The organism is Microbispora hainanensis (assembly GCF_006874475.1).
In the GTDB taxonomy this organism is placed as follows: Bacteria; Actinomycetota; Actinomycetes; order Streptosporangiales; family Streptosporangiaceae; genus Microbispora; species Microbispora hainanensis.
On sequence record NZ_VIRM01000029.1, the window covers coordinates 96,646 to 113,759 of the forward strand.

A 17,114-nucleotide genomic window follows, 5' to 3' on the forward strand; every position below is an offset into this window, starting at 1 on the left:
CGGCCGGGCGATCGACGTAGGTGTCGCCGGGAGCGCCGAGGCTCTCCCGAAAGGCAACACCTGTGCACACTCTGCGGTTCACCGCCGAGTCGTCCTCGGACGGCATGATCGAACGCGACTTCACCGTGGGCGACGTCCCCGGAGTCCTCTGGTCGCCGGCTCCCGGCACCGGCCGCGCGCCCCTGGTCCTGATGGGCCACGGCGGCGGCAATCACAAGAAGCATCCGGCGATGGCCGGTCGCGCCCGCCTCCTCGCGACCGGCTGCGGCTTCCACGTCGCCGTCATCGACGCGCCCGGTCACGGCGACCGGCCGCGTACGGCGCACGACGAGCAGGAGATCGCCGAGCTGTTCCGGGCGAGGGCGGCGGGCGAGCCGGAAGGGCCGATCGTCGTCCGCTACAACGCCCACCTGGCGGAGCTCGCCGTGCCCGAATGGCAGGCGGTCCTGGACGCGCTCCAGGAACTTCCGGAGATCGGCGCCGACGGGCCGGTCGGCTACTTCGGCATCAACATGGGCACCGCGGTCGGCGTGCCGTTCGTGGCGATCGACCCCAGGATCACGGCCGCGGTCTTCGGCCAGCACTGGCCCGATGTCCTGATCGAGAAGGCGAAGCAGATCACCGTCCCGATCGAGTTCGACATGCAGTGGGACGACGAACACATCCCGCGCGAGGCCGCTCTCGCCCTGTTCGACGCCTTCGCCTCGAAGGAGAAGACGCTGCACGCCAACGCGGGCAGGCACAAGGAACTGCCCAGGTTCGAGGCCGACAGCGCGGTCCGCTTCTTCGCCCGGCACCTCCGCCGGCCGCTCACCCCGCCGGCCTGACGTACGGTCGCGGCGTCCGGCGATCCGGGCGCCGCGACCCCGGCCTCCGCCCTGTCATGGCTCAGGCGGGAGCGGCTGGTGGACCTCCGTCACGCCGTGGGATCGGTCGGCGCCCGCGGCGAGCCGCGGGTCAGTTCGGCGTGATGATCACGGGAGTGTCGTCCCCGGCGTGTACGTCGTCCATGCCCTTACCGGGCTTCTTGGGCAGGGGGCACTTGGCGTGCGCCGGCCTGACGTCGACGTGGATTCTCTCGTCGCTCGTGCCGAACCCGCCGCTCGCGTCGCGCTTCTTGTGCACCATGCAGACGGCGCCCTTGCCGGGCAGCGGGAGCTTCTTGCAGAGAGCGCTCCGCTTGTTCTTCGGGACCTCCTTGCCGTCCACGAAGACCCTGCCGTTCCTGATCTTGACCCTTCTGATCGTGTCCCCCCTGAACGTGCCGCCCTTCTTGTGCACCATGCAGACGACGCCCTTGCCGGGCAGCGGGAGCTTCTTGCAGAGAGCGCTCCGCTTGTTCTTCGGGACCTCCTTGCCCTCCACGAAGACCTTGCCGTCCTGGTCGACCTTGACGGTGGTCTTGCCCTTTTCCATGGCCGCCGGCCCGCTCTTCACGGCGCAGCCGATCCCCGGCTTCGGGGCACCGGTGGAGGTCGCGGACGCGGCCGTGCTGCCGCCGATGCCGAGGCCCACCGTCATGATGACCCCCGCGAGGATCATGCTCCTCTTCCTCATTCTCTGGTCACTCCCTGGACGCCTGCCCGTGGGGCCGGCCGTGATCGGTTGACGGAACGCTCAGCAGTCTGGGGTCCCACACCTGAAGCGACCCTGAAGAGGTAAAGGTCGATCTTCATGTTCCTCTTAGGTGCGCACCTTCACCCTGTTGACGTGCGCCTACTTCTGGTGGAAGACGAACGCAGGCTGACCGAGCTGCTCAAAGACGGCCTGACCAAAGAGGGCTTCGCGGTCGATCTCGCTCACGACGGGCGCGAGGGCCTGTGGATGGCGACCGAGCATTCGTACGACGTGATCGTGCTGGATGTGATGCTGCCGCTGCTGCACGGCTACGGGGTCTGCGCGAAGCTGCGGGAGGCCGGAAACTGGACGCCGATCCTCATGCTCACCGCGAAGGACGGGGAGTACGACGAGGCGGAGGCGCTGGACACCGGCGCGGACGATTATCTGACCAAGCCGTTTTCGTACGTCGTATTGCTGGCGCGACTGAGAGCACTGGCCCGGCGCAAGGTGCGGGAGCGGCCGACGACGCTGACCGTCGGGGACCTCCGGGTCGATCCGGCGGGGCTGAAGTGCAGTCGCGGGGACGTGCAGATCGCGTTGACGCCCAAGGAGTTCGCGATCCTGCACTGCCTGGCGCGGCACGCGGGCGAGGTGGTGACCAAGGCCGAGCTGCTCGCCCAGGCATGGGACTTCGCGTACGACGGCGATTCGAACGTCGTCGAGGTCTATATCAGCGCGCTGCGCCGCAAGATCGACAAACCGTTCGGACGGACGACGCTGAAGACCGTGCGGGGCGTGGGCTATCGGTTGGAGGGCTGACATGGGAGTGCGTCTGAGCACGACGCTGACGGCCACCGCGGCGGTGGCGGCGGCGCTCTGCCTGGCCTCGATCGCGCTTTTCGCCGCGCTGGACTCGAGCCTGACGGCCTCCACCAAGGAGTTGGCGGCGAACGACGCCAAGGAACAGATGCACGTTCTGAAGGCGGAGTCGGGGCCGGGTGACGCGGTGGGCGAAAAGGGAACGGTGTCACCGTTCGGAAAGGGAGCGCTGCCGCCGGGCGGGAAGGGACCGATGCCGGGCTCGGCCGCCGCCGGTGAAGACGACGGCCTTCCGGTGCCCGACGAGGCCATGTTCATGGTCAGACGGACGTTCGAGACCGAGAACGGCCCGGTCACCGTCATCGGAAGAGCCTCGATGGCCCCCGCCACGGCGGCGATGGCCACGCTCAGGAATCTGCTGATCCCGGGGGTTCCGGCGCTCCTCGCGGTGGTCGCGCTGTTCACCTGGCTGGCGGTCGGCCGGGTGCTGCGCCCGGTCTCCGCGATCAGGGCGAAGGTCGCCGACATCACCGCGAACGGTCTGCACGAACGCGTGCCGGAGCCGGACACCCGAGACGAGATCGCGGCACTGGCCCGCACCGTCAACGCGACCCTCGACCGGCTGCAGACCTCCGTCGACGCGCAGCGGCAGTTCGTCGCCGACGCCGCACACGAACTGCGCAGCCCACTGGCGATCCTGCGAACCCGGCTGGAGCTGGCCCGGCCCGCCGAGAAGCCGCTGGCGACCGCGGCACTGGACGATGTCGCACGCCTTCAGTCCCTTGCCGCCGACCTCCTCCTGCTGGCCCGGCTCGACGCGGGCGAACCCCTGTCGCGGGCCGGGGAACTCGACCTGGCCCAGGTGGTCGCCGAGGAGGCCGTCCGCAAACGCCCTCGTCCGGACGTCCACGTGTGCCTCGACCTCACCCCCGGCCTGCTCCTCGACGGCTCCGCCGACCAACTGCGCCGTCTTGTGGCGAACCTCGTCGACAACGCGGTCCGCCACGCCTCCGCGTCGGTCCACGTCACCCTCATGTCTTCGGGCGACCACGCGGTCCTCGACGTCGTGGACGACGGCCCCGGAATCCCCCCGGAACACCACACCACCGTCTTCGAGCGATTCGCCCGCCTGGACCACGCCCGCACCCGGGACACGGGAGGCTCGGGGCTGGGGCTGCCGATCGCCCGGAACATCGCGCGGGCTCACGGGGGGACCGTGCAGGTGGTTCCGCACAGCCCGGGCGCGAGGCTACGTGCGGTCTTCCCGTTGCCCGAGCGGTCTGTCGCATCTGTTGCGTACCCGCCGGGTGACCTCGCGGTGCGGGCCCGCGTGTAGGAGACACGGAGGGCCTGACCGGTCAGCGGGTCTTGGGGAAGGCGGCGCGGGGGCCGGAGCCGTTGAGGATGAATGCGACCGCGACCAGGGGCAGGACGCTCACGGCCTGCAGCACGGCGTACCACATCGGGCAGATGCCCGGGATCAGGTCGACGCCGATGATCGCGATCGGCGTGGTGACGGTGAGGACGCGCATACGCTCGAAGCTGCGCCGCGATCCCTGTGAAGCACGCACGATCATCCGGTGAAGCATCGGGACGATGGCGAGCAGGACGACGGCTCTGGCCCACATGAACGGGGTTCCCGGGTGATCGGCGATCGACGTCACGACGACCGCCGCGAGTGTGACGGCGCAGATCATGCCGGAGAGCGTGACGCACTTCTTCGCCAGGTCGAAGGCCTCGTTGGTGTGGGTGTTGTCGATGGTGGTCATGTCTTTTCCTCCTTGGTGTCGTGGTCTCGACGCTAGGGAGGGCATGGGCGGCGCGGTATGCGTCTGGACGTACGGAGGGGTGGGGCCAGACCCACTCCGGGGCCGAGCCGATGGTGACCGGGCTCCGCGCGGTGCACAGTGGAGACACCACGCCACACCGGCGCATTGCGGGACGTTTCGGAATCGGGGTCATGGAGCGCGAAGGAACAAGGACGCGACAGCCGCTGTCGTGGGCGGCGAGCGCCGCCGTGGGGTTCGTGCGATCGTGCGTCGTGCTGGTCGTGAGCATGCTGGTCCCGGCCGTGTGGGCCGCCGCCGCGGGGTTGTGGATGTGGTGGTGGGGCGGCAACCCGTGGCCGGCGATCGCGCCGGTCGTGTGGGCGTGCGTCGGCACGCTCGCCCTGGTGCGCCCGATCTGCCGGATGACCCGCTTCCTCGTGGCGAAGTGGACGGGCACTGTCATTCCGCCCGGATATCGGCAGGCGGGGCCGGTGATGCGCATGTCGACCGGATATTGGTGGAACGGGTTCTCCTACGAGCGCACGAGCCGGGACGCGCGCCGGGACCAGCGGATGCGGCTCTGGTGGAGCGATCCCGCCACCTGGCGTGACCTGCGGTTCGCGCTGATCGCTCCGTTCACCATGGGGCTGGTCGCGGCCGTTCCGCCGGCCGGAGTCGTGGCGGCGGTCGTCGGGTTCGGCCACCCGGCGCCCTCCATGCGCCTCATCGGGGCGCTCGGCGTGGTCGTGGCGATCGCCGCCGCGCCGTACGCCTGGCGGCCGGTCCGGCCGGTGGCCGTCCGGTTCCTGCGGCCGTCGCCGGCGATGGCGCTGGCCGACCGGGTGGACGAGCTGACGGCCCAGCGCGCGGACACGACGGTCGCGCAGGCCGCCGAGATCCGGCGCATCGAACGCGACCTGCACGACGGAGCGCAGGCGCGCATGGTCGCGCTCGGCATGTCCCTGGCGACCGTGGAGAAGCTGATGGAGACCGACCCCGACCGGGCCAAGGCGCTGCTGCGGGAGGCCCGAGCCGGGGCCACCGCGTCCCTGGCCGAGCTCCGCGACCTGGTCAGGGGCATCAGCCCGCCGCTGCTGACCGAGCGCGGGCTGGTCGACGCCGTCCGCGCTCTCGCCCTGGACAGCCCCCTCGAAACCGCGGTCAGCGTCGACCTCGGCCTGCGCCTGGACCCGCCGATCGAGTCCGCCCTCTATTTCGGCGTCGCCGAACTGCTCACCAACGCGGCCAAGCACGCCCGCGCGACCCGCGCAGGGATATCCATCGCCCGCACCGACGCGGGCATCGTCGTCGACGTCGCGGACGACGGCACGGGCGGTGCCGGGGCCCGGGCGGGCGGCGGGCTCGACGGCCTCCGCCGCCGCCTCGCGACCTTCGACGGCACCCTGGAGATCACCAGCCCGGCGGGCGGTCCGACCCACGTCAGAATGGTCGTGCCATGCGAATCGTTGTAGCCGAAGACCTCTACCTCCTGCGCGACGGGATGGTCCGCCTCCTGGAGGCGTACGGGCACCAGGTGGTGGCGACGGCGACCACCGGGCCCGAGACGCTCGACGTGCTGCTGACCCAGCGGCCGGACGTCGCGGTCGTCGACGTCCGCATGCCGCCGACCCAGTCGGACGAGGGCCTGCGGGCGGCTCTCGACGCCCGCCGCCGGGTGCCCGGACTGCCGATCCTGATCCTTTCGCAGCACGTCGAACAGCTCTACGCCCGCGAGCTCCTCGCCGACGGCACTGGCGGCATCGGCTATTTCCTCAAGGAGAGCGTGTTCGACGCCGATCAGTTCGTGGACGCCCTGGAGCGGGTGGCCGGCGGCGGGACCGCCATGGACCCGGCCGTCATCGCCAAACTGCTGTCCAGCGGGACGTCCAACCGGCGGCTCGAACGGCTCACCGAACGCGAGCACGACGTGCTCGGCCTCATGGCGGAGGGGCTGTCCAACCAGGCCATCGGCCAGCGGCTCTTCCTCAGCGAGAGCGCCATCAGCAAGCACACGACGTCCATCTTCGGCAAGCTCGGCATCACCGACGACGGCAACAACAACCGCCGCGTGCTCGCCGTCCTCACCTATCTGAACAACGCCTGACGCGCTCGGCTAAGCCGGCCGGGGGCGGGCGTTGCGGAGGCGGATGCCGCTCCAGCCCAGGGAACTGGTGGTCACCGCGTCCCAGAACGGCCAGAGGTTGTCCAGCACCCTGAGCTGGATGCCGGCCTCCTCGTGCAGCCGCAGCAGGTCGCCGACGGGTTCGGGCGGCCCGAGGGGCGTGACGGGTTCGGTGGCGACCACCGCGTTCGGCACCGGCTCCCCGAACGGGACGAACCTCTCCGCCGGGAAGCGGTAGGCGTACAGGCGGACGCTCAGGAACGCCTCCAGCCAGCCGTACTCGATGGCGTGGACCCGCTCGCCGCAGCCCGGCCCGATGATCCGGTCGCGGTCGTCGCCGGTGGTCGCCGGGGTCGTCCAGGCCATGGCCCGCGGACACTGGCGGGGAAACCAGTAGTCGGGGCAGCGCTCGGAGGTCACCGCCCAGACGTACGCCTCCGGCTGCCGCGCGGTGGCGGCGACGTGCGGAACGAATCGGGTGATCTCGGGGTCCTCGGAGAAATGCAGCACCTCGCCGGGCTCAGGTCGCATGTCACCGGGTCTACCACGTCACCGCCGTTCCGGGCGGCCAGGGATGTCAGGAGAGCCGGATCGCGGCGTTTCCGGCCGGGACGAGTTCGCCGACGACCGGCGCGCCGGGGACCTCCCCCGCGACCAGCAGGCCGCCCGAGGTCTGGGCGTCGGCCAGCAGGAGCAGGTCCTCCTCACCGAAGCGGCCCGGATCGAGGTGGGGGCGGACCCAATCCAGGTTGCGGCGGGTGCCGCCGCTGACGTAGCCGTCGCGCACCGCCTGCCGTGCGCCCTCCAGGTAGGGCACGGCCGCCACGTCGACCACCGCCGTGACGCCGCTCGCCCTGGCGAGCTTGTAGAGGTGGCCGAGCAGGCCGAATCCGGTCACGTCGGTCGCGCACCTGGCCCCGGCCGCCAGGGCCGCCCGTGAGGTGTCCCGGTTGAGCGTCGTCATGACCTCGACCGCCTGCGGGAACACCTCTCCGGTCGCCTTGTGCCGCGTGTTGAGCACGCCCACACCGAGCGGTTTGGTGAGGGAGATCGGCGTTCCCGCCCGTCCGGCGTCGATGCGCAGCAGCCGGTCGGGGTCGGCCAGGCCGGTGACCGCCATGCCGTACTTGGGCTCGGGGTCGTCCACGCTGTGCCCGCCCGCGACGTGGCAGCCCGCCGCCCGCGCCACGTCCAGGCCCCCGCGCAGCACCTCCCTCGCGAGGTCCATCGACAGCGTCTCCCTGGGCCAGCCCAGCAGGTTCACCGCCACGAGCGGTTCACCGCCCACCGCGTACACGTCGGACAGCGCGTTGGTGGCCGCGATGCGCCCCCAGTCGTACGGGTCGTCCACGACGGGGGTGAAGAAGTCGGCGGTGGCGACAACCGCCCGGCCCCCCTCGATCCTGACCACGGCCGCGTCGTCGCCGTCGTCCAGCCCGATGACCAGTTCGTTCGCGTACGCAGACGGACCGGGGGCCACGAGCCCGGCCACGATGCTCTCCAGCTCACCCGGGGGAATCTTGCAGGCGCAGCCGCCTCCGTGCGCCTGCTGGGTCAGCCGGATCCCGGCCCGATCCGCCGTCTCGGTCATGCCGCACCCGTCCTCGCGTCGTCCGTCCGTCCACGCCGCCTACCGCGGGGCGTCGCCCAGGGTCCCTACCCCGTACCGGTTAGGTTTCTTCCTGGAGGTGTGTGGGCGCCTGGTGGCCCCCGCGGTCTTCAAAACCGACGAGGCCGAGGTCCTCGGCCTGGCGGGTTCGATTCCCGTCCACCTCCGCTCACCGTTCGCCTTCCTCTGGCAAGCCTCCGGTCTGGCCTCGGCCCGGCGCCAGTCGAGCCAAGGGGCGACTACTGGTTGTAATGGGCTCCATCGATCTGCGCCCTGACGTCGTGATCATGGTCGGCCCCCGGCACTCTCCCCTTCACGCGATCGTCGTGGAGATCCAGCAGAAGGAGGAGCCGGGCAAGCTGCAGGCGCTGCCCCGATATGCCGCCGCACTGTGGCTGCAGCTCACCTGCCCGATCACCGTTCTGATGGTCTGCCCGAAGGCCCGTACGGCCAAGTGGGCGGCCGCGCCGATCCGTACCAGCCTGCCCGGCTACACGCTGACCTGCCGGGTGATCGGCCCGGATCAGATCCCGGCTGTCACCGATCCTGCGGAAGCCGCGGCCCACCCCGAGCTGGCCGCGTTGCCGGTGATGGCTCACGGCCAACATCCGCCGGTGATGGAGGCGTTCGTGGCCGCGCTGCGACGCCTACCGGATGAATACGCTCCGCACCGCGCTTTCATCAGGGCCTGTACGGATGTGGGCCTGCTTGACGAATGGGTGCGGCGTGCCGCCACGGCGACCTCGGCTGCCGACCTGTTCGCCGAGGAGTCCTAGCCGCTACGAGCGGCCGTCTCGGCGGGTGGTGACTCATCCGCGAGTCCACCCGGAGCATCGGCTCCCTCGCACGTACGGCCTCGATGCGGTGTCGGCGGGACGACCTGGGGGAGGAAGCAGCGGGCCGGGGACGTCAGGTGCGGCCGAGGTTGCGGGTGATCTCCCGCGACGCGCGCAGCACGAGTTCGGTGAGCCCGGCCGGCACTGCCGGTCGCACTGCCAGCGCGCTGATGGACGCGACGATCTCGCCTTCCGGGCCCCGGACCGGTGCGGCCACGCAGCAGACCCCGGGCATCACCTCGTGGTGATCGACGGCGACCGAACCCGACCGGCGGAGGGACGCCTGGGCCCGCCGCCATTCGGTGAGCGTGAACCCCGGCGGCGCGGCGTCGCCGTCCGGTCTCTGCGTCAGCAGCACCCGGCCCGCGGCGGTCGCCTCGGCAAGCTCGGAGCCCGGCAGGATCGGCGGCACCTCCTTGATCTCTCCCCGCGCCGCCGTGATCACCTTGACTCGGTCTCCTTCCAGCACGGTGAGGAACACGACGGTCGTGGTCAGCGCGGACAGCAGGCGTACGGGTTCGCGGGCGGCGGCCCGCAGCCGCGGGTCGGGTTGCCAGGCGTCGCCCAGGAGGGCGAGCCGCCGCCCCACGAAGTAGCGCTGCCCGTCCTGGTGCACCGCGCCGAGGCTCGTGAGCTGCCGCAGCAGGCGATAGGTGGTCGCCTTCGGCATGCCGGCGTCGCGGGCGAGCTCGGACAGACCGGCTCCCTCCTCGGCCGCCGCCAGCACGTCGAGCAGGTGAAACGCCCCTTCGAGCACGCCGCGCCCGTTCGCCGTACCGGCTCGAATCGCCGGCTTCCGGTGAGGTCCGGCAGCGGCGTGGTCCCGCACGTCCATGGGGCTCCCCTCCAAGGCGGTCACCAGGAACTCGCGGACGAGCACTCCGCCGTTACCGTCGCGGCAGGGAGAAGGGTGTCACCTGCCCGAGGGACGGGGGAGCAGGGCGGGGCCGGGGCGCCAGTCGCCGAGGTAGCTTCGGGGGGTGTGCTCGGCGGCCTGTTGCGGGGTGAGCTGCGGCCGGTTCTCGGGGACGGGGATCGCGGCGCCCGGGCCCGTGTTGTGGAACTCGCCGAAACGCGCGTCCTGCCAGTGGAATCCGGAGCTCATGTCCACGTACGGCGTGGCCGCGTCGATCGAGGGGCCCATCCAGGTCTCGCGTACGACGAGCGACGGGAGGGCGGTCGGGTCGCTGCTGGGCCGCCAGGGCCGGGCCAGGCCGAAGGACGCGTCGGCCGCGGTCCCGTTGATCACGCAGCGCACCGCGAGGTAGCCGAGCGGGTTGGCGGCGGCCGTGCTCGGTGCGAACACGAAGCCGTACGGGCGGAACGTCTCGTCCCTGGCCAGGGTGCTCAGCTCGCACCGCTCGAAGACGGCGGTCGCGCGGCCGAAGACGAAGTCGACGTCTCCCTCGATGTGGCACGCGCGGTAGTACTGCCGGGCGAAGGTGTCCAGGCTGCGGGTGTCGGCATACAGCGTGTCCTGGTGGCCGAGGAAACGGCACCTCTCGAAGTACGACCGGTCGCCCATGACCTTGGCCGCCACCGCCTGGGTGCCGGTGATGTCGGGGTGGTCGGCCCGCAGCCAGTCGTTGGCGAACGTGACGTGCGCGGCGGTGAAGCCGTCGGCCTGGATCGTGGTGGTGGCGCTGCCGCTGGTGCCGTACGTGCCGCCCTCGGGCTTGGGCGTGCCGGCCGCGTTGTCGTAGACGATCACCACGTCGCGCGCGTCGCCGGTCGCGCCCAGGAAGCACAGCCCGGTCTTGGCCTGCGGCACGAGGACGGTCTCCCGGTAGGTCCCGGCGGCGATCACCAGGGTCCAGCCCTCGGCCGGGCCGTCCGGCGTCGCGTTCACGGCGGCCTGGACGGTGGCGTGGTCGCCTCGCCCCTGGGTGTCGACGTACAGGGTGCGGTCGTTCAGCCGCCGCCGGGGCGAGCCGTACCGGCCGAAGGGGAGCACGTGGGCGGCGCGTGCGGGCGACGCGACCGCGAGGCCGAGGATCGCGGCGGCCGCGCCGGCCAGCGCCTGCCGCCGGCCGATCAGCGGGGTAAGGGACGACATGGCGGCTCCTGTGGTCACATACATGAACTGGTTCCTCAGGTGCGAACAGAAGCACCGTAAGATTCGCCTCCGAACCTGTCAACGACGACGGAACGACCAAGCCCGGCCGGTGGCGTGAATCGCCCGGCCCCCGGCGAAGAACCGGCGTGCCCGGCCCGGCTCATCGGGCGGCCGGGCGCCGCCGCTGTAATTTGAAGTGTGGATCCACGGAGGCGGGTGCCGCGCACCGACGCCGTGCTGGCCGATCCGCGGCTGGTCGCCGCCGTCGAGCGGCTCGGCCGACCGGCCGTCAAGGACGCGGTCGTGCACGCGCAGCAGCGGGTGCGGCAGGGCGAGATCGAACCGGAGGACGTCGCCGACGTCGCGCTGGCGGCGCTGCCGCGCCGCGCCACGAGCCTGCGGCCCGTCGTCAACATGACCGGCGTGCTGCTCCACACGAATCTGGGCCGTGCGCCGCTGTCCCCGGCCGCCGTCGAGGCGGTGACGGTGGCGGCGGGTGCGACCGACGTGGAGTTCGACCTGGAGTCGGGAGCGCGGGCGCGCCGGGGACGCGGCGCGATCGAGGCGCTCGCCCGGGCCGTGCCCGACGCCGAGGGCGTCCATGTGGTCAACAACAACGCCGCCGCCCTCGTGCTGGCCGCCACCGCGCTCGCCGCCGGGCGGGAGATCGTGATCAGCAGGGGCGAGCTGGTCGAGATCGGCGACGGATTCCGCATCCCCGACCTGCTCGTGTCGACCGGCGCGCGGCTGCGCGAGGTGGGCACGACCAACCGCACCGCCCTGGCCGACTATCGGGACGCGATCGGGCCGCAGACGGGGTTCGTGCTCAAGGTCCACCCGTCGAACTTCCGGGTCGAGGGCTTCACCGGCTCCGTCGAGGTGGCCGAGCTGACCGGGCTGGGCGTGCCCGTGGTCGTCGACATCGGTTCGGGGCTGCTCGACCGTGATCCGCTCCTGCCGGAGGAGCCCGACGCCGCGAGCGTGCTGCGGGCCGGTGCCGACCTCGTCACCGCGAGCGGCGACAAGCTGCTCGGCGGCCCGCAGGCCGGTTTGCTGCTCGGCCGTCGCGACCTGGTCGAACGGCTCAGGCGGCACCCGCTCGCCCGCGCGCTCCGCGTCGACAAGCTGACGCTGGCCGCGCTGGAGGCGACGTTGCGGGGCCCGGAGCCGCCCGTACGGCAGGCTCTCCATGCCGACCCGATCGTCCTGAGGGAGCGGGCCGAGGCACTGGCCAAGGCGTTGTGCCAGGCGGGTGTGGACGCGGCGGCCGTGTCCGCGGAGGCGACCGTGGGCGGGGGCGGGGCCCCCGGAGTGCGCCTGCCGAGCGTGGCGGTGAGCCTGCCGGAACGGCTGGCCGCACCGCTGCGGCGCGGCGAGCCGCCGGTCGTCGGCCGGGTCGAGGGGGGACGCCTGCTGCTCGACCTGCGCGCCGTGCCGCCGGACCTGGACGGCGAGGTCCTCGCGGCCGTCCTGAAAGCGGCCGTCCCGGATGCCGCCGTCCCGGATGCCGCCGTCCCGGACGCCGCCGTCCCGGACGCCGCCGTCCCGAAGGCGGGCTTCTGATGGGGAGTCTCTGATGGCCTCGGGCACGCACGTCGTGGCCACGGCCGGACACGTCGACCACGGCAAGTCGACGCTGGTGCGGGCGCTGACCGGGATGGAGCCCGACCGGCTGGCGGAGGAGCGGCGCCGTGGGCTCACGATCGAGCTGGGCTACGCCTGGACGACGCTGCCCTCCGGAGATCGGGTGGCCTTCGTCGACGTGCCCGGGCACGAACGCTTCCTCGGCACGATGCTCGCCGGTGTCGGGCCGGTGCCCGCCGTCATGTTCGTCGTCGCCGCCGACGAGGGGTGGATGCCCCAGTCACAGGAGCATCTGGTCGCGCTGCGCACCCTCGGCGTACGGCATGGCCTGCTCGCCGTCACCCGTGCGGACCTCGCCGACCCCGCCCCCGCCCTGGATGACGCGCGCGCCCGGCTGGTGGAGGCCGGACTGGTGGAGGCCGGGCTGGGCGAGGTGGAGGCCCTGGCGGTGAGCGGGCGCACCGGCGAGGGACTCGACGGGCTGCGGGCCGCCCTCGACCGGCTGGTGGCGGCGCTGCCCGCGCCCGATCCGCAGGCCCCCGTACGGCTGTGGATCGACCGGGCGTTCAGCGTGCGCGGCAGCGGCACGGTCGTGACCGGCACGCTGCCCGCCGGCCGCGTCGAGACGGGCGACGAACTGGAGCTGGACGGCGAGCCGGTGCGGGTGCGCGCCCTGGAGTCGCTCAAGGAGCACGTCGAGTCGGTCACCGGGGTCGCGCGGGTGGCGCTCAACCTGCGCGGGCGGATCGCGCCGCAACGTGGCCACGCCCTCGTCACGCCCGGCGCCTGGACGGCGACGAGCCTGGCCGACGTACGCGTGACGATGGCGGAAGGCGCGCGCGGGCCGCTTCCGGCGCGGCTCACCGCCCACATCGGCTCGGCGGCGGTGCCGTGCGAGGTGCGCCCGCTCGGCGGCGAGGCCGAGGGTGGGGCGGCCCGGCTGCGCCTGGCCCGGCCGCTTCCCCTGCACCTGGGCGACGCACTGCTGCTGCGCGACCCGGGCCGGGGACAGGGTGAGCTGCGGGTGCTCGCGCGGGCCACCGTGCTCGACGTGCGCCCTCCGGAGCTGCGCCGCCGGGGGGCGGCCAGGGAGCGGGCGAAGGCGCTGGCGGACGCGTCGGCGGACGCCGCGTCCCTCCTGCGTACGCACCTGCTGCTGCGCGACGGCGAGCTGCTCGTGATGGGCTGCCCGCCCGGGGGACGGCCGGTGGCCGCCGGCTGGCACGCCGACCCCGATCACTGGGCGGAGTTGTCGGCCCGCCTCCCGGAGGTCGTACGGCGGTACGCCGCCGATCATCCCCTGGAGCCGGGCATGCCGGTGGAGGCCGCCCGCCACGAGCTGGGCCTGCCCGACCGCCGGCTCGTGACGGCGCTCGTACGGCCGCCGCTGACGGTGGCCGACGGGCGGATCACCACGGCCGGCCGCGTCGTGACCGGGACGGCCGGGCTGCCCGCCCCCGTCGCCCAGGCGGTGCGGGCCCTGCTGGACGACCTGGCCGAGGCCCCGTTCCAGGCGCCGGACGCCGGGCGGCTGGCCGCGCTGGGGCTCGGGCCGCGCGAGCTCGCCGCCGCCGTACGCGCCGGGGCGCTGCTGCGCGTGGCCGAGGGCGTGGTGCTCGCGCCGGGCGCGGACGCAGGCGCGGCGGCGCTGCTGGCCCGGCTGCCGCAGCCGTTCACGGTCAGCCAGGCCAGGAGCGCGCTCGGCACCAGCCGCAGGGTCGCGGTGCCGTTGCTGGAACACCTCGACCGCAAGGGCCTCACCGAGCGCGTGGACGAGGTCCACCGCCGCTGCCGGCCCACCGGCTGATCTGTGCTCAAAAGGCCGCGCACGCCTGCCGGGCCGCTTACGTCTGCCGGTCGCTTACGCCTCCCGGTCGCTTACGCCTCCGGGGACGTCGCGCTTGCCGGCCTCGGGGTTGCCGGGGTCGATGCCGAAGCTGATGACCCGCCGCGGATGGACGCGGATGATCGGGCCGGGCAGCGGGGCGTTCGAGTCGGCGGCCTCGGTGAGCGCCTCGCCGCGCCCGCGTATCTCCAGGCAGCGCACCTGCCATGGATCGACGGACGGGATGTCGTCCACGACGAACGCCACCTTTCCGTTGGCCAGCACGTTGCGGAACTTGCGGCTGGCCGCCATGTTGTGCCCGGCGATGTCGATCGTCCGGAGCTCCGGGTTGTAGCGGAACCCGACCGGGCTCACCTGGAGCGTCCCGTTCGGCTGGAGCGTGGCCAGACGCCCGATCCGCTGACTGCCGAGGTATTCGATTTCGCGCTCTGTGAAGATCATGTGCCCATCCTATTCAAGTGATTGATTGATTTTTGTTACTCAAGCACATGATTGGCTAGGGTGCGACACATGGCTTCATCAGGGCGGCGCGCACCGCAGGAGCACGGGAAGGCGGCGGAACGGACCCGCGAGCGGATCCTGGCGGCGGCGGTCGAGGAGTTCGGCGCCAAGGGGTACGCCGGAGCCCGGACGGCCGCCATCGCGGCGCGAGCGGGCGTCAACCAGCAGCTCATCTCCTACTACTTCGGTGGAAAACAGGGCCTCGTCGAGGAGCTGCGGCGCAGGTGGGCGCGGGCGCAGGAGAGCGTGACGCCGCCCGGCGCGACGTACGCCGAGAGCGTGGCGGCCCACCTCGACGCGACGCTGGACAACCCGGACTGGTCCCGGCTGGTGATCTGGCAGGCGCTGGGCGACGGCTCGTCCCCTGAGAGCGACGACGAATGGGCGGCGGCGCAGCGAGACCGGCTGCGCCAGGCCGTGGAGCGGACCCGCCGCCGTCAGGAGGAGGGCGAGATCACCGGCGAGCTGGACGCCGAGTTCGTCCTGCTGGTCGCCTACGCGCTGGCCTTCGCGCCCATCGCGCTGCCCCGCATGGTCGAGGGGATCGCCGGCGCCGATCCGCTGTCGAAGGACTATCGCGAATGGGTCGTCGGACAGCTGGCCAGGATGACGGCGAGACAGCCGTGATGTGCTCCGCCCATCGCCGTACGGAAGCGCAGTAGGGCGGGCATGATCAGGGTCTGGGCGCGGCCGGCCCCCGACGCCGGATTCTGACCGGACGGCGGTGCGGGCTCATCGGTCGTCACGCACTGAGCTCGCCGCCGAGGGGAGCGGAGGGGTAGCCCGGCACCGCGCCGCGTACCTTCCACGGCTCGTGGACCAGGTGGCCGGGCAGCGCCGCGAGCTCGGGGACGTAGCGCCGCACGTACTCCCCCTCGGGGTCGAATCTCTTCGCCTGGCGCAGGGGATTGAGCGTGCGGTAGGGCCGGGTGTCGTTGCCCGTGCCCGCGACCCACTGCCAGTTGCCGCAGTTGTTCGGCATGTCGCCGTCGAGCAGCCACTCGGCGAAGTGCTCCAGCCCGGCCCGCCAGTCGATCCCGAGCCGCTTGGTCAGGTAGGAGCCGGTGACCAGGCGCACCCGGTTGTGCATCCAGCCCTCGGCGCGGAGCTGGCGCATGCCCGCGTCCACGATCGGAACCCCGGTCGCGCCCTCCCGCCAGGCGGCCTCCGCCTCCTCGTCACGCCGCCACTCCACGTCCCTCGGCCGGTAGTCGCGCCGGCCCATGTCGGGGAACGCGTCGACGACCTGGTAGTGGAAGTCGCGCCAGCACAGTTGCCTCACATACTCCTCGCCGCCGGGCCGTTCGCAGGCGCGGGCCACCACCTCGGACGGCGACAGGCAGCCGAAGTGGAGGTAGGCGCTCAGCATCGAGGTGCGCCCCGCCATCCGGTCGCGCGTCTCGGCGTAGGAGGCCAGGCCGTCGCTCACCCACCGCTCCAGCCGCCGCCGCGCCTCGCCCTCCCCGCCCCGCACGATCCCGTACGGCGTGGGGGACGTCTCAGGCAGGACGCCGGGATCGACACCACGTGGCAGGGGCAGGCGGTGGGGCGCGCCGAGGACCGGCCGTCTCGCGGTGGCCGACCAGGCCCGCCAGTAGGGCGAGAAGACGCGGTAGTGGCTCCCGCCGCCGGGTCGCAGCGCGCCGGGGGGCACCACGGTCACACCGGGGAAGAGACGGAACTCCAGCCGGTGGGCCCGGCACTCCTCCGCCAGGCGCCGTTCGCGCCGCCGCGCCAGCGGGCTGACGTCCTCGCTCGCCCAGATCGCCGCCGCGCCCGTCTCCCCGGCCGTCCGTACGGCGTGGGCCACCGGGTCGCCGTGCCGTACGACGAGGTCACCGCCGAGCGCGCGCAGGGACGACCGCAGGTCGTCGAGGGACGCGAGGAGGAAGTCGCGGCGGTGCCGGGCCCCGATGGCGGGGTCGAACACGAACAACGGAACGACGTGCCGGGCCACGGCGCACGCTTCGGACAACGCCGGGTGATCGTGAATGCGCAGGTCCCGGTTGAACAGCACGACGACGGCCTCCACGCACGTCTCTTCGTGGTCCCCGGCACCGGTGGTTGCGGGTGGGCGGGTGATGACGGTGATCGTGACGATCAGGCGCGCAGGGTGGGTACGGCGAGGACCGCGAGCGAGGCCCAGGCGATGGTGACCGAGACCCGCTGGAGGGCGGGGAGAGCAGGCCCGCGACGACGAAGTCGGCGGTCTGGGTCCGTCCGCGTTCGCCGAGGGCGGAGGCAGCTCACCGGATGGCGTAGCGGCTTGTAGCGGGCGCGTGCGGCGCCGTCGGCGAGGTATGTGACGGTGAAGACGGGGCCCACGACCAGCCCGCCGGCGAGCAGCACTGATCGGCCATCCGTCAACGTAGGTAGACGCCGACCGGGTGTCAATCCGAATCGGCACGTGCC

The 17,114-nt window shown here is 72.5% G+C and carries 18 protein-coding genes and 1 tRNA gene; 10 read left to right on the forward strand and 9 right to left on the reverse strand.

The genetic code is table 11. From position 1 onward, the window contains the following. The first annotated feature begins 62 nt into the window (after window positions 1-62). A complete protein-coding gene (locus FLX08_RS23025; RefSeq protein ID WP_142621178.1) occupies window positions 63-827 on the forward strand; it encodes an alpha/beta hydrolase family protein in 765 nt (254 codons plus the stop codon). Between the two features lie 130 nt (window positions 828-957). On the opposite strand, the gene FLX08_RS23030 is transcribed toward FLX08_RS23025, so the two are convergent. Continuing rightward, window positions 958-1,557, reverse strand: coding sequence for a hypothetical protein (locus FLX08_RS23030; protein WP_142621180.1), 600 nt, complete (start codon window positions 1,555-1,557; stop codon window positions 958-960). A 153-nt stretch (window positions 1,558-1,710) separates the two neighbouring features. On the opposite strand from FLX08_RS23030, the gene FLX08_RS23035 reads away from it, so the two are divergent. Both FLX08_RS23035 and FLX08_RS23040 read left to right on the forward strand, forming a co-directional pair. Then, window positions 1,711-2,379, forward strand: a complete 669-nt coding sequence (locus FLX08_RS23035; RefSeq protein ID WP_142621182.1) for a response regulator transcription factor — start codon at window positions 1,711-1,713, stop codon at window positions 2,377-2,379. 1 nt (window position 2,380) lies between these two features. After that, window positions 2,381-3,715, forward strand: coding sequence for a sensor histidine kinase (locus FLX08_RS23040; RefSeq protein WP_142621183.1), 1,335 nt, complete (start codon window positions 2,381-2,383; stop codon window positions 3,713-3,715). A 22-nt stretch (window positions 3,716-3,737) separates the two neighbouring features. Here the strand turns inward: FLX08_RS23040 and FLX08_RS23045 are convergent, their stop codons facing one another. After that, window positions 3,738-4,148, reverse strand: a complete 411-nt coding sequence (locus FLX08_RS23045; protein WP_142621185.1) for a hypothetical protein — start codon at window positions 4,146-4,148, stop codon at window positions 3,738-3,740. 191 nt (window positions 4,149-4,339) lie between these two features. Here FLX08_RS23045 and FLX08_RS23050 point away from each other — a divergent pair, with 191 nt between their 5' ends. Together FLX08_RS23050 and FLX08_RS23055 are read left to right on the forward strand one after the other, a co-directional pair. Next, window positions 4,340-5,620 carry a sensor histidine kinase gene (locus FLX08_RS23050; RefSeq protein ID WP_142621187.1) on the forward strand — a complete coding sequence of 427 codons (1,281 nt, stop codon included), beginning with the start codon at window positions 4,340-4,342 and terminating at the stop codon, window positions 5,618-5,620. Then, window positions 5,605-6,252, forward strand: a complete 648-nt coding sequence (locus FLX08_RS23055; protein WP_142621189.1) for a response regulator transcription factor — start codon at window positions 5,605-5,607, stop codon at window positions 6,250-6,252. Before FLX08_RS23050 ends, FLX08_RS23055 begins: the two co-directional genes overlap by 16 nt. A 9-nt stretch (window positions 6,253-6,261) precedes the next feature. Here FLX08_RS23055 and FLX08_RS23060 read toward each other — a convergent pair whose 3' ends face one another. Both FLX08_RS23060 and selD read right to left on the reverse strand, forming a co-directional pair. Next, complete coding sequence (locus FLX08_RS23060) at window positions 6,262-6,801, reverse strand: DUF6886 family protein (protein WP_142621191.1); 540 nt, start codon at window positions 6,799-6,801, stop codon at window positions 6,262-6,264. Window positions 6,802-6,847: 46 nt separating this feature from the next. After that, window positions 6,848-7,861 carry a selenide, water dikinase SelD gene (gene selD / locus FLX08_RS23065; RefSeq protein ID WP_142621193.1) on the reverse strand — a complete coding sequence of 338 codons (1,014 nt, stop codon included), beginning with the start codon at window positions 7,859-7,861 and terminating at the stop codon, window positions 6,848-6,850. A gap of 93 nt (window positions 7,862-7,954) precedes the next feature. Here selD and FLX08_RS23070 point away from each other — a divergent pair. After that, a tRNA-Sec gene (locus FLX08_RS23070) sits at window positions 7,955-8,048 on the forward strand. A gap of 82 nt (window positions 8,049-8,130) precedes the next feature. Next, window positions 8,131-8,655: a hypothetical protein gene (locus FLX08_RS23075; RefSeq protein ID WP_142621195.1), complete on the forward strand. Its 525-nt coding sequence runs from the start codon at window positions 8,131-8,133 to the stop codon at window positions 8,653-8,655. 133 nt (window positions 8,656-8,788) lie between these two features. Here the strand turns inward: FLX08_RS23075 and FLX08_RS23080 are convergent, their stop codons facing one another. Both FLX08_RS23080 and FLX08_RS23085 read right to left on the reverse strand, forming a co-directional pair. Then, window positions 8,789-9,550 (reverse strand): IclR family transcriptional regulator, encoded by a 762-nt coding sequence (locus FLX08_RS23080; protein WP_142621197.1) that lies wholly within the window; start codon window positions 9,548-9,550, stop codon window positions 8,789-8,791. 78 nt (window positions 9,551-9,628) lie between these two features. After that, window positions 9,629-10,771: a pectinesterase family protein gene (locus tag FLX08_RS23085; RefSeq protein ID WP_142621199.1), complete on the reverse strand. Its 1,143-nt coding sequence runs from the start codon at window positions 10,769-10,771 to the stop codon at window positions 9,629-9,631. Between the two features lie 198 nt (window positions 10,772-10,969). Here FLX08_RS23085 and selA point away from each other — a divergent pair, with 198 nt between their 5' ends. Together selA and selB are read left to right on the forward strand one after the other, a co-directional pair. Then, window positions 10,970-12,334, forward strand: coding sequence for an L-seryl-tRNA(Sec) selenium transferase (gene selA, locus FLX08_RS23090; protein ID WP_142621201.1), 1,365 nt, complete (start codon window positions 10,970-10,972; stop codon window positions 12,332-12,334). A 13-nt stretch (window positions 12,335-12,347) separates the two neighbouring features. Beyond that, window positions 12,348-14,162 (forward strand): selenocysteine-specific translation elongation factor, encoded by a 1,815-nt coding sequence (selB, locus tag FLX08_RS42980; RefSeq protein WP_142621203.1) that lies wholly within the window; start codon window positions 12,348-12,350, stop codon window positions 14,160-14,162. A 54-nt stretch (window positions 14,163-14,216) separates the two neighbouring features. Here selB and FLX08_RS23100 read toward each other — a convergent pair whose 3' ends face one another. Continuing rightward, window positions 14,217-14,642, reverse strand: a complete 426-nt coding sequence (locus FLX08_RS23100; protein ID WP_142621205.1) for a PPOX class F420-dependent oxidoreductase — start codon at window positions 14,640-14,642, stop codon at window positions 14,217-14,219. A gap of 69 nt (window positions 14,643-14,711) precedes the next feature. Between FLX08_RS23100 and FLX08_RS23105 the strand changes: the two genes are divergently transcribed. Further along, window positions 14,712-15,329, forward strand: coding sequence for a TetR/AcrR family transcriptional regulator (locus FLX08_RS23105; RefSeq protein WP_142621207.1), 618 nt, complete (start codon window positions 14,712-14,714; stop codon window positions 15,327-15,329). Window positions 15,330-15,444: 115 nt separating this feature from the next. Here FLX08_RS23105 and FLX08_RS23110 read toward each other — a convergent pair whose 3' ends face one another. Next, window positions 15,445-16,734, reverse strand: a complete 1,290-nt coding sequence (locus tag FLX08_RS23110; protein ID WP_142621209.1) for a cryptochrome/photolyase family protein — start codon at window positions 16,732-16,734, stop codon at window positions 15,445-15,447. A 68-nt stretch (window positions 16,735-16,802) separates the two neighbouring features. Further along, a complete protein-coding gene (locus FLX08_RS23115) occupies window positions 16,803-17,051 on the reverse strand; it encodes a hypothetical protein (protein ID WP_142621211.1) in 249 nt (82 codons plus the stop codon). Window positions 17,052-17,114: the final 63 nt, after the last annotated feature.

What these genes read in the sequence shown, in the direction of transcription:
- FLX08_RS23030 (WP_142621180.1), bottom strand. Translation starts at nt 1,557, where the DNA reads ATGAGGAAGAGGAGCATGATCCTCGCGGGGGTCATCATGACGGTGGGC.
- FLX08_RS23040 (WP_142621183.1), top strand. Translation starts at nt 2,381, where the DNA reads ATGGGAGTGCGTCTGAGCACGACGCTGACGGCCACCGCGGCGGTGGCG.
- FLX08_RS23050 (WP_142621187.1), top strand. Translation starts at nt 4,340, where the DNA reads ATGGAGCGCGAAGGAACAAGGACGCGACAGCCGCTGTCGTGGGCGGCG.
- FLX08_RS23100 (WP_142621205.1), bottom strand. Translation starts at nt 14,642, where the DNA reads ATGATCTTCACAGAGCGCGAAATCGAATACCTCGGCAGTCAGCGGATC.
- selD (WP_142621193.1), bottom strand. Translation starts at nt 7,861, where the DNA reads ATGACCGAGACGGCGGATCGGGCCGGGATCCGGCTGACCCAGCAGGCG.
- FLX08_RS23075 (WP_142621195.1), top strand. Translation starts at nt 8,131, where the DNA reads ATGGGCTCCATCGATCTGCGCCCTGACGTCGTGATCATGGTCGGCCCC.
- FLX08_RS23105 (WP_142621207.1), top strand. Translation starts at nt 14,712, where the DNA reads ATGGCTTCATCAGGGCGGCGCGCACCGCAGGAGCACGGGAAGGCGGCG.
- FLX08_RS23045 (WP_142621185.1), bottom strand. Translation starts at nt 4,148, where the DNA reads ATGACCACCATCGACAACACCCACACCAACGAGGCCTTCGACCTGGCG.
- selB (WP_142621203.1), top strand. Translation starts at nt 12,348, where the DNA reads ATGGCCTCGGGCACGCACGTCGTGGCCACGGCCGGACACGTCGACCAC.
- FLX08_RS23060 (WP_142621191.1), bottom strand. Translation starts at nt 6,801, where the DNA reads ATGCGACCTGAGCCCGGCGAGGTGCTGCATTTCTCCGAGGACCCCGAG.
- FLX08_RS23080 (WP_142621197.1), bottom strand. Translation starts at nt 9,550, where the DNA reads ATGGACGTGCGGGACCACGCCGCTGCCGGACCTCACCGGAAGCCGGCG.
- FLX08_RS23085 (WP_142621199.1), bottom strand. Translation starts at nt 10,771, where the DNA reads ATGTCGTCCCTTACCCCGCTGATCGGCCGGCGGCAGGCGCTGGCCGGC.
- FLX08_RS23055 (WP_142621189.1), top strand. Translation starts at nt 5,605, where the DNA reads ATGCGAATCGTTGTAGCCGAAGACCTCTACCTCCTGCGCGACGGGATG.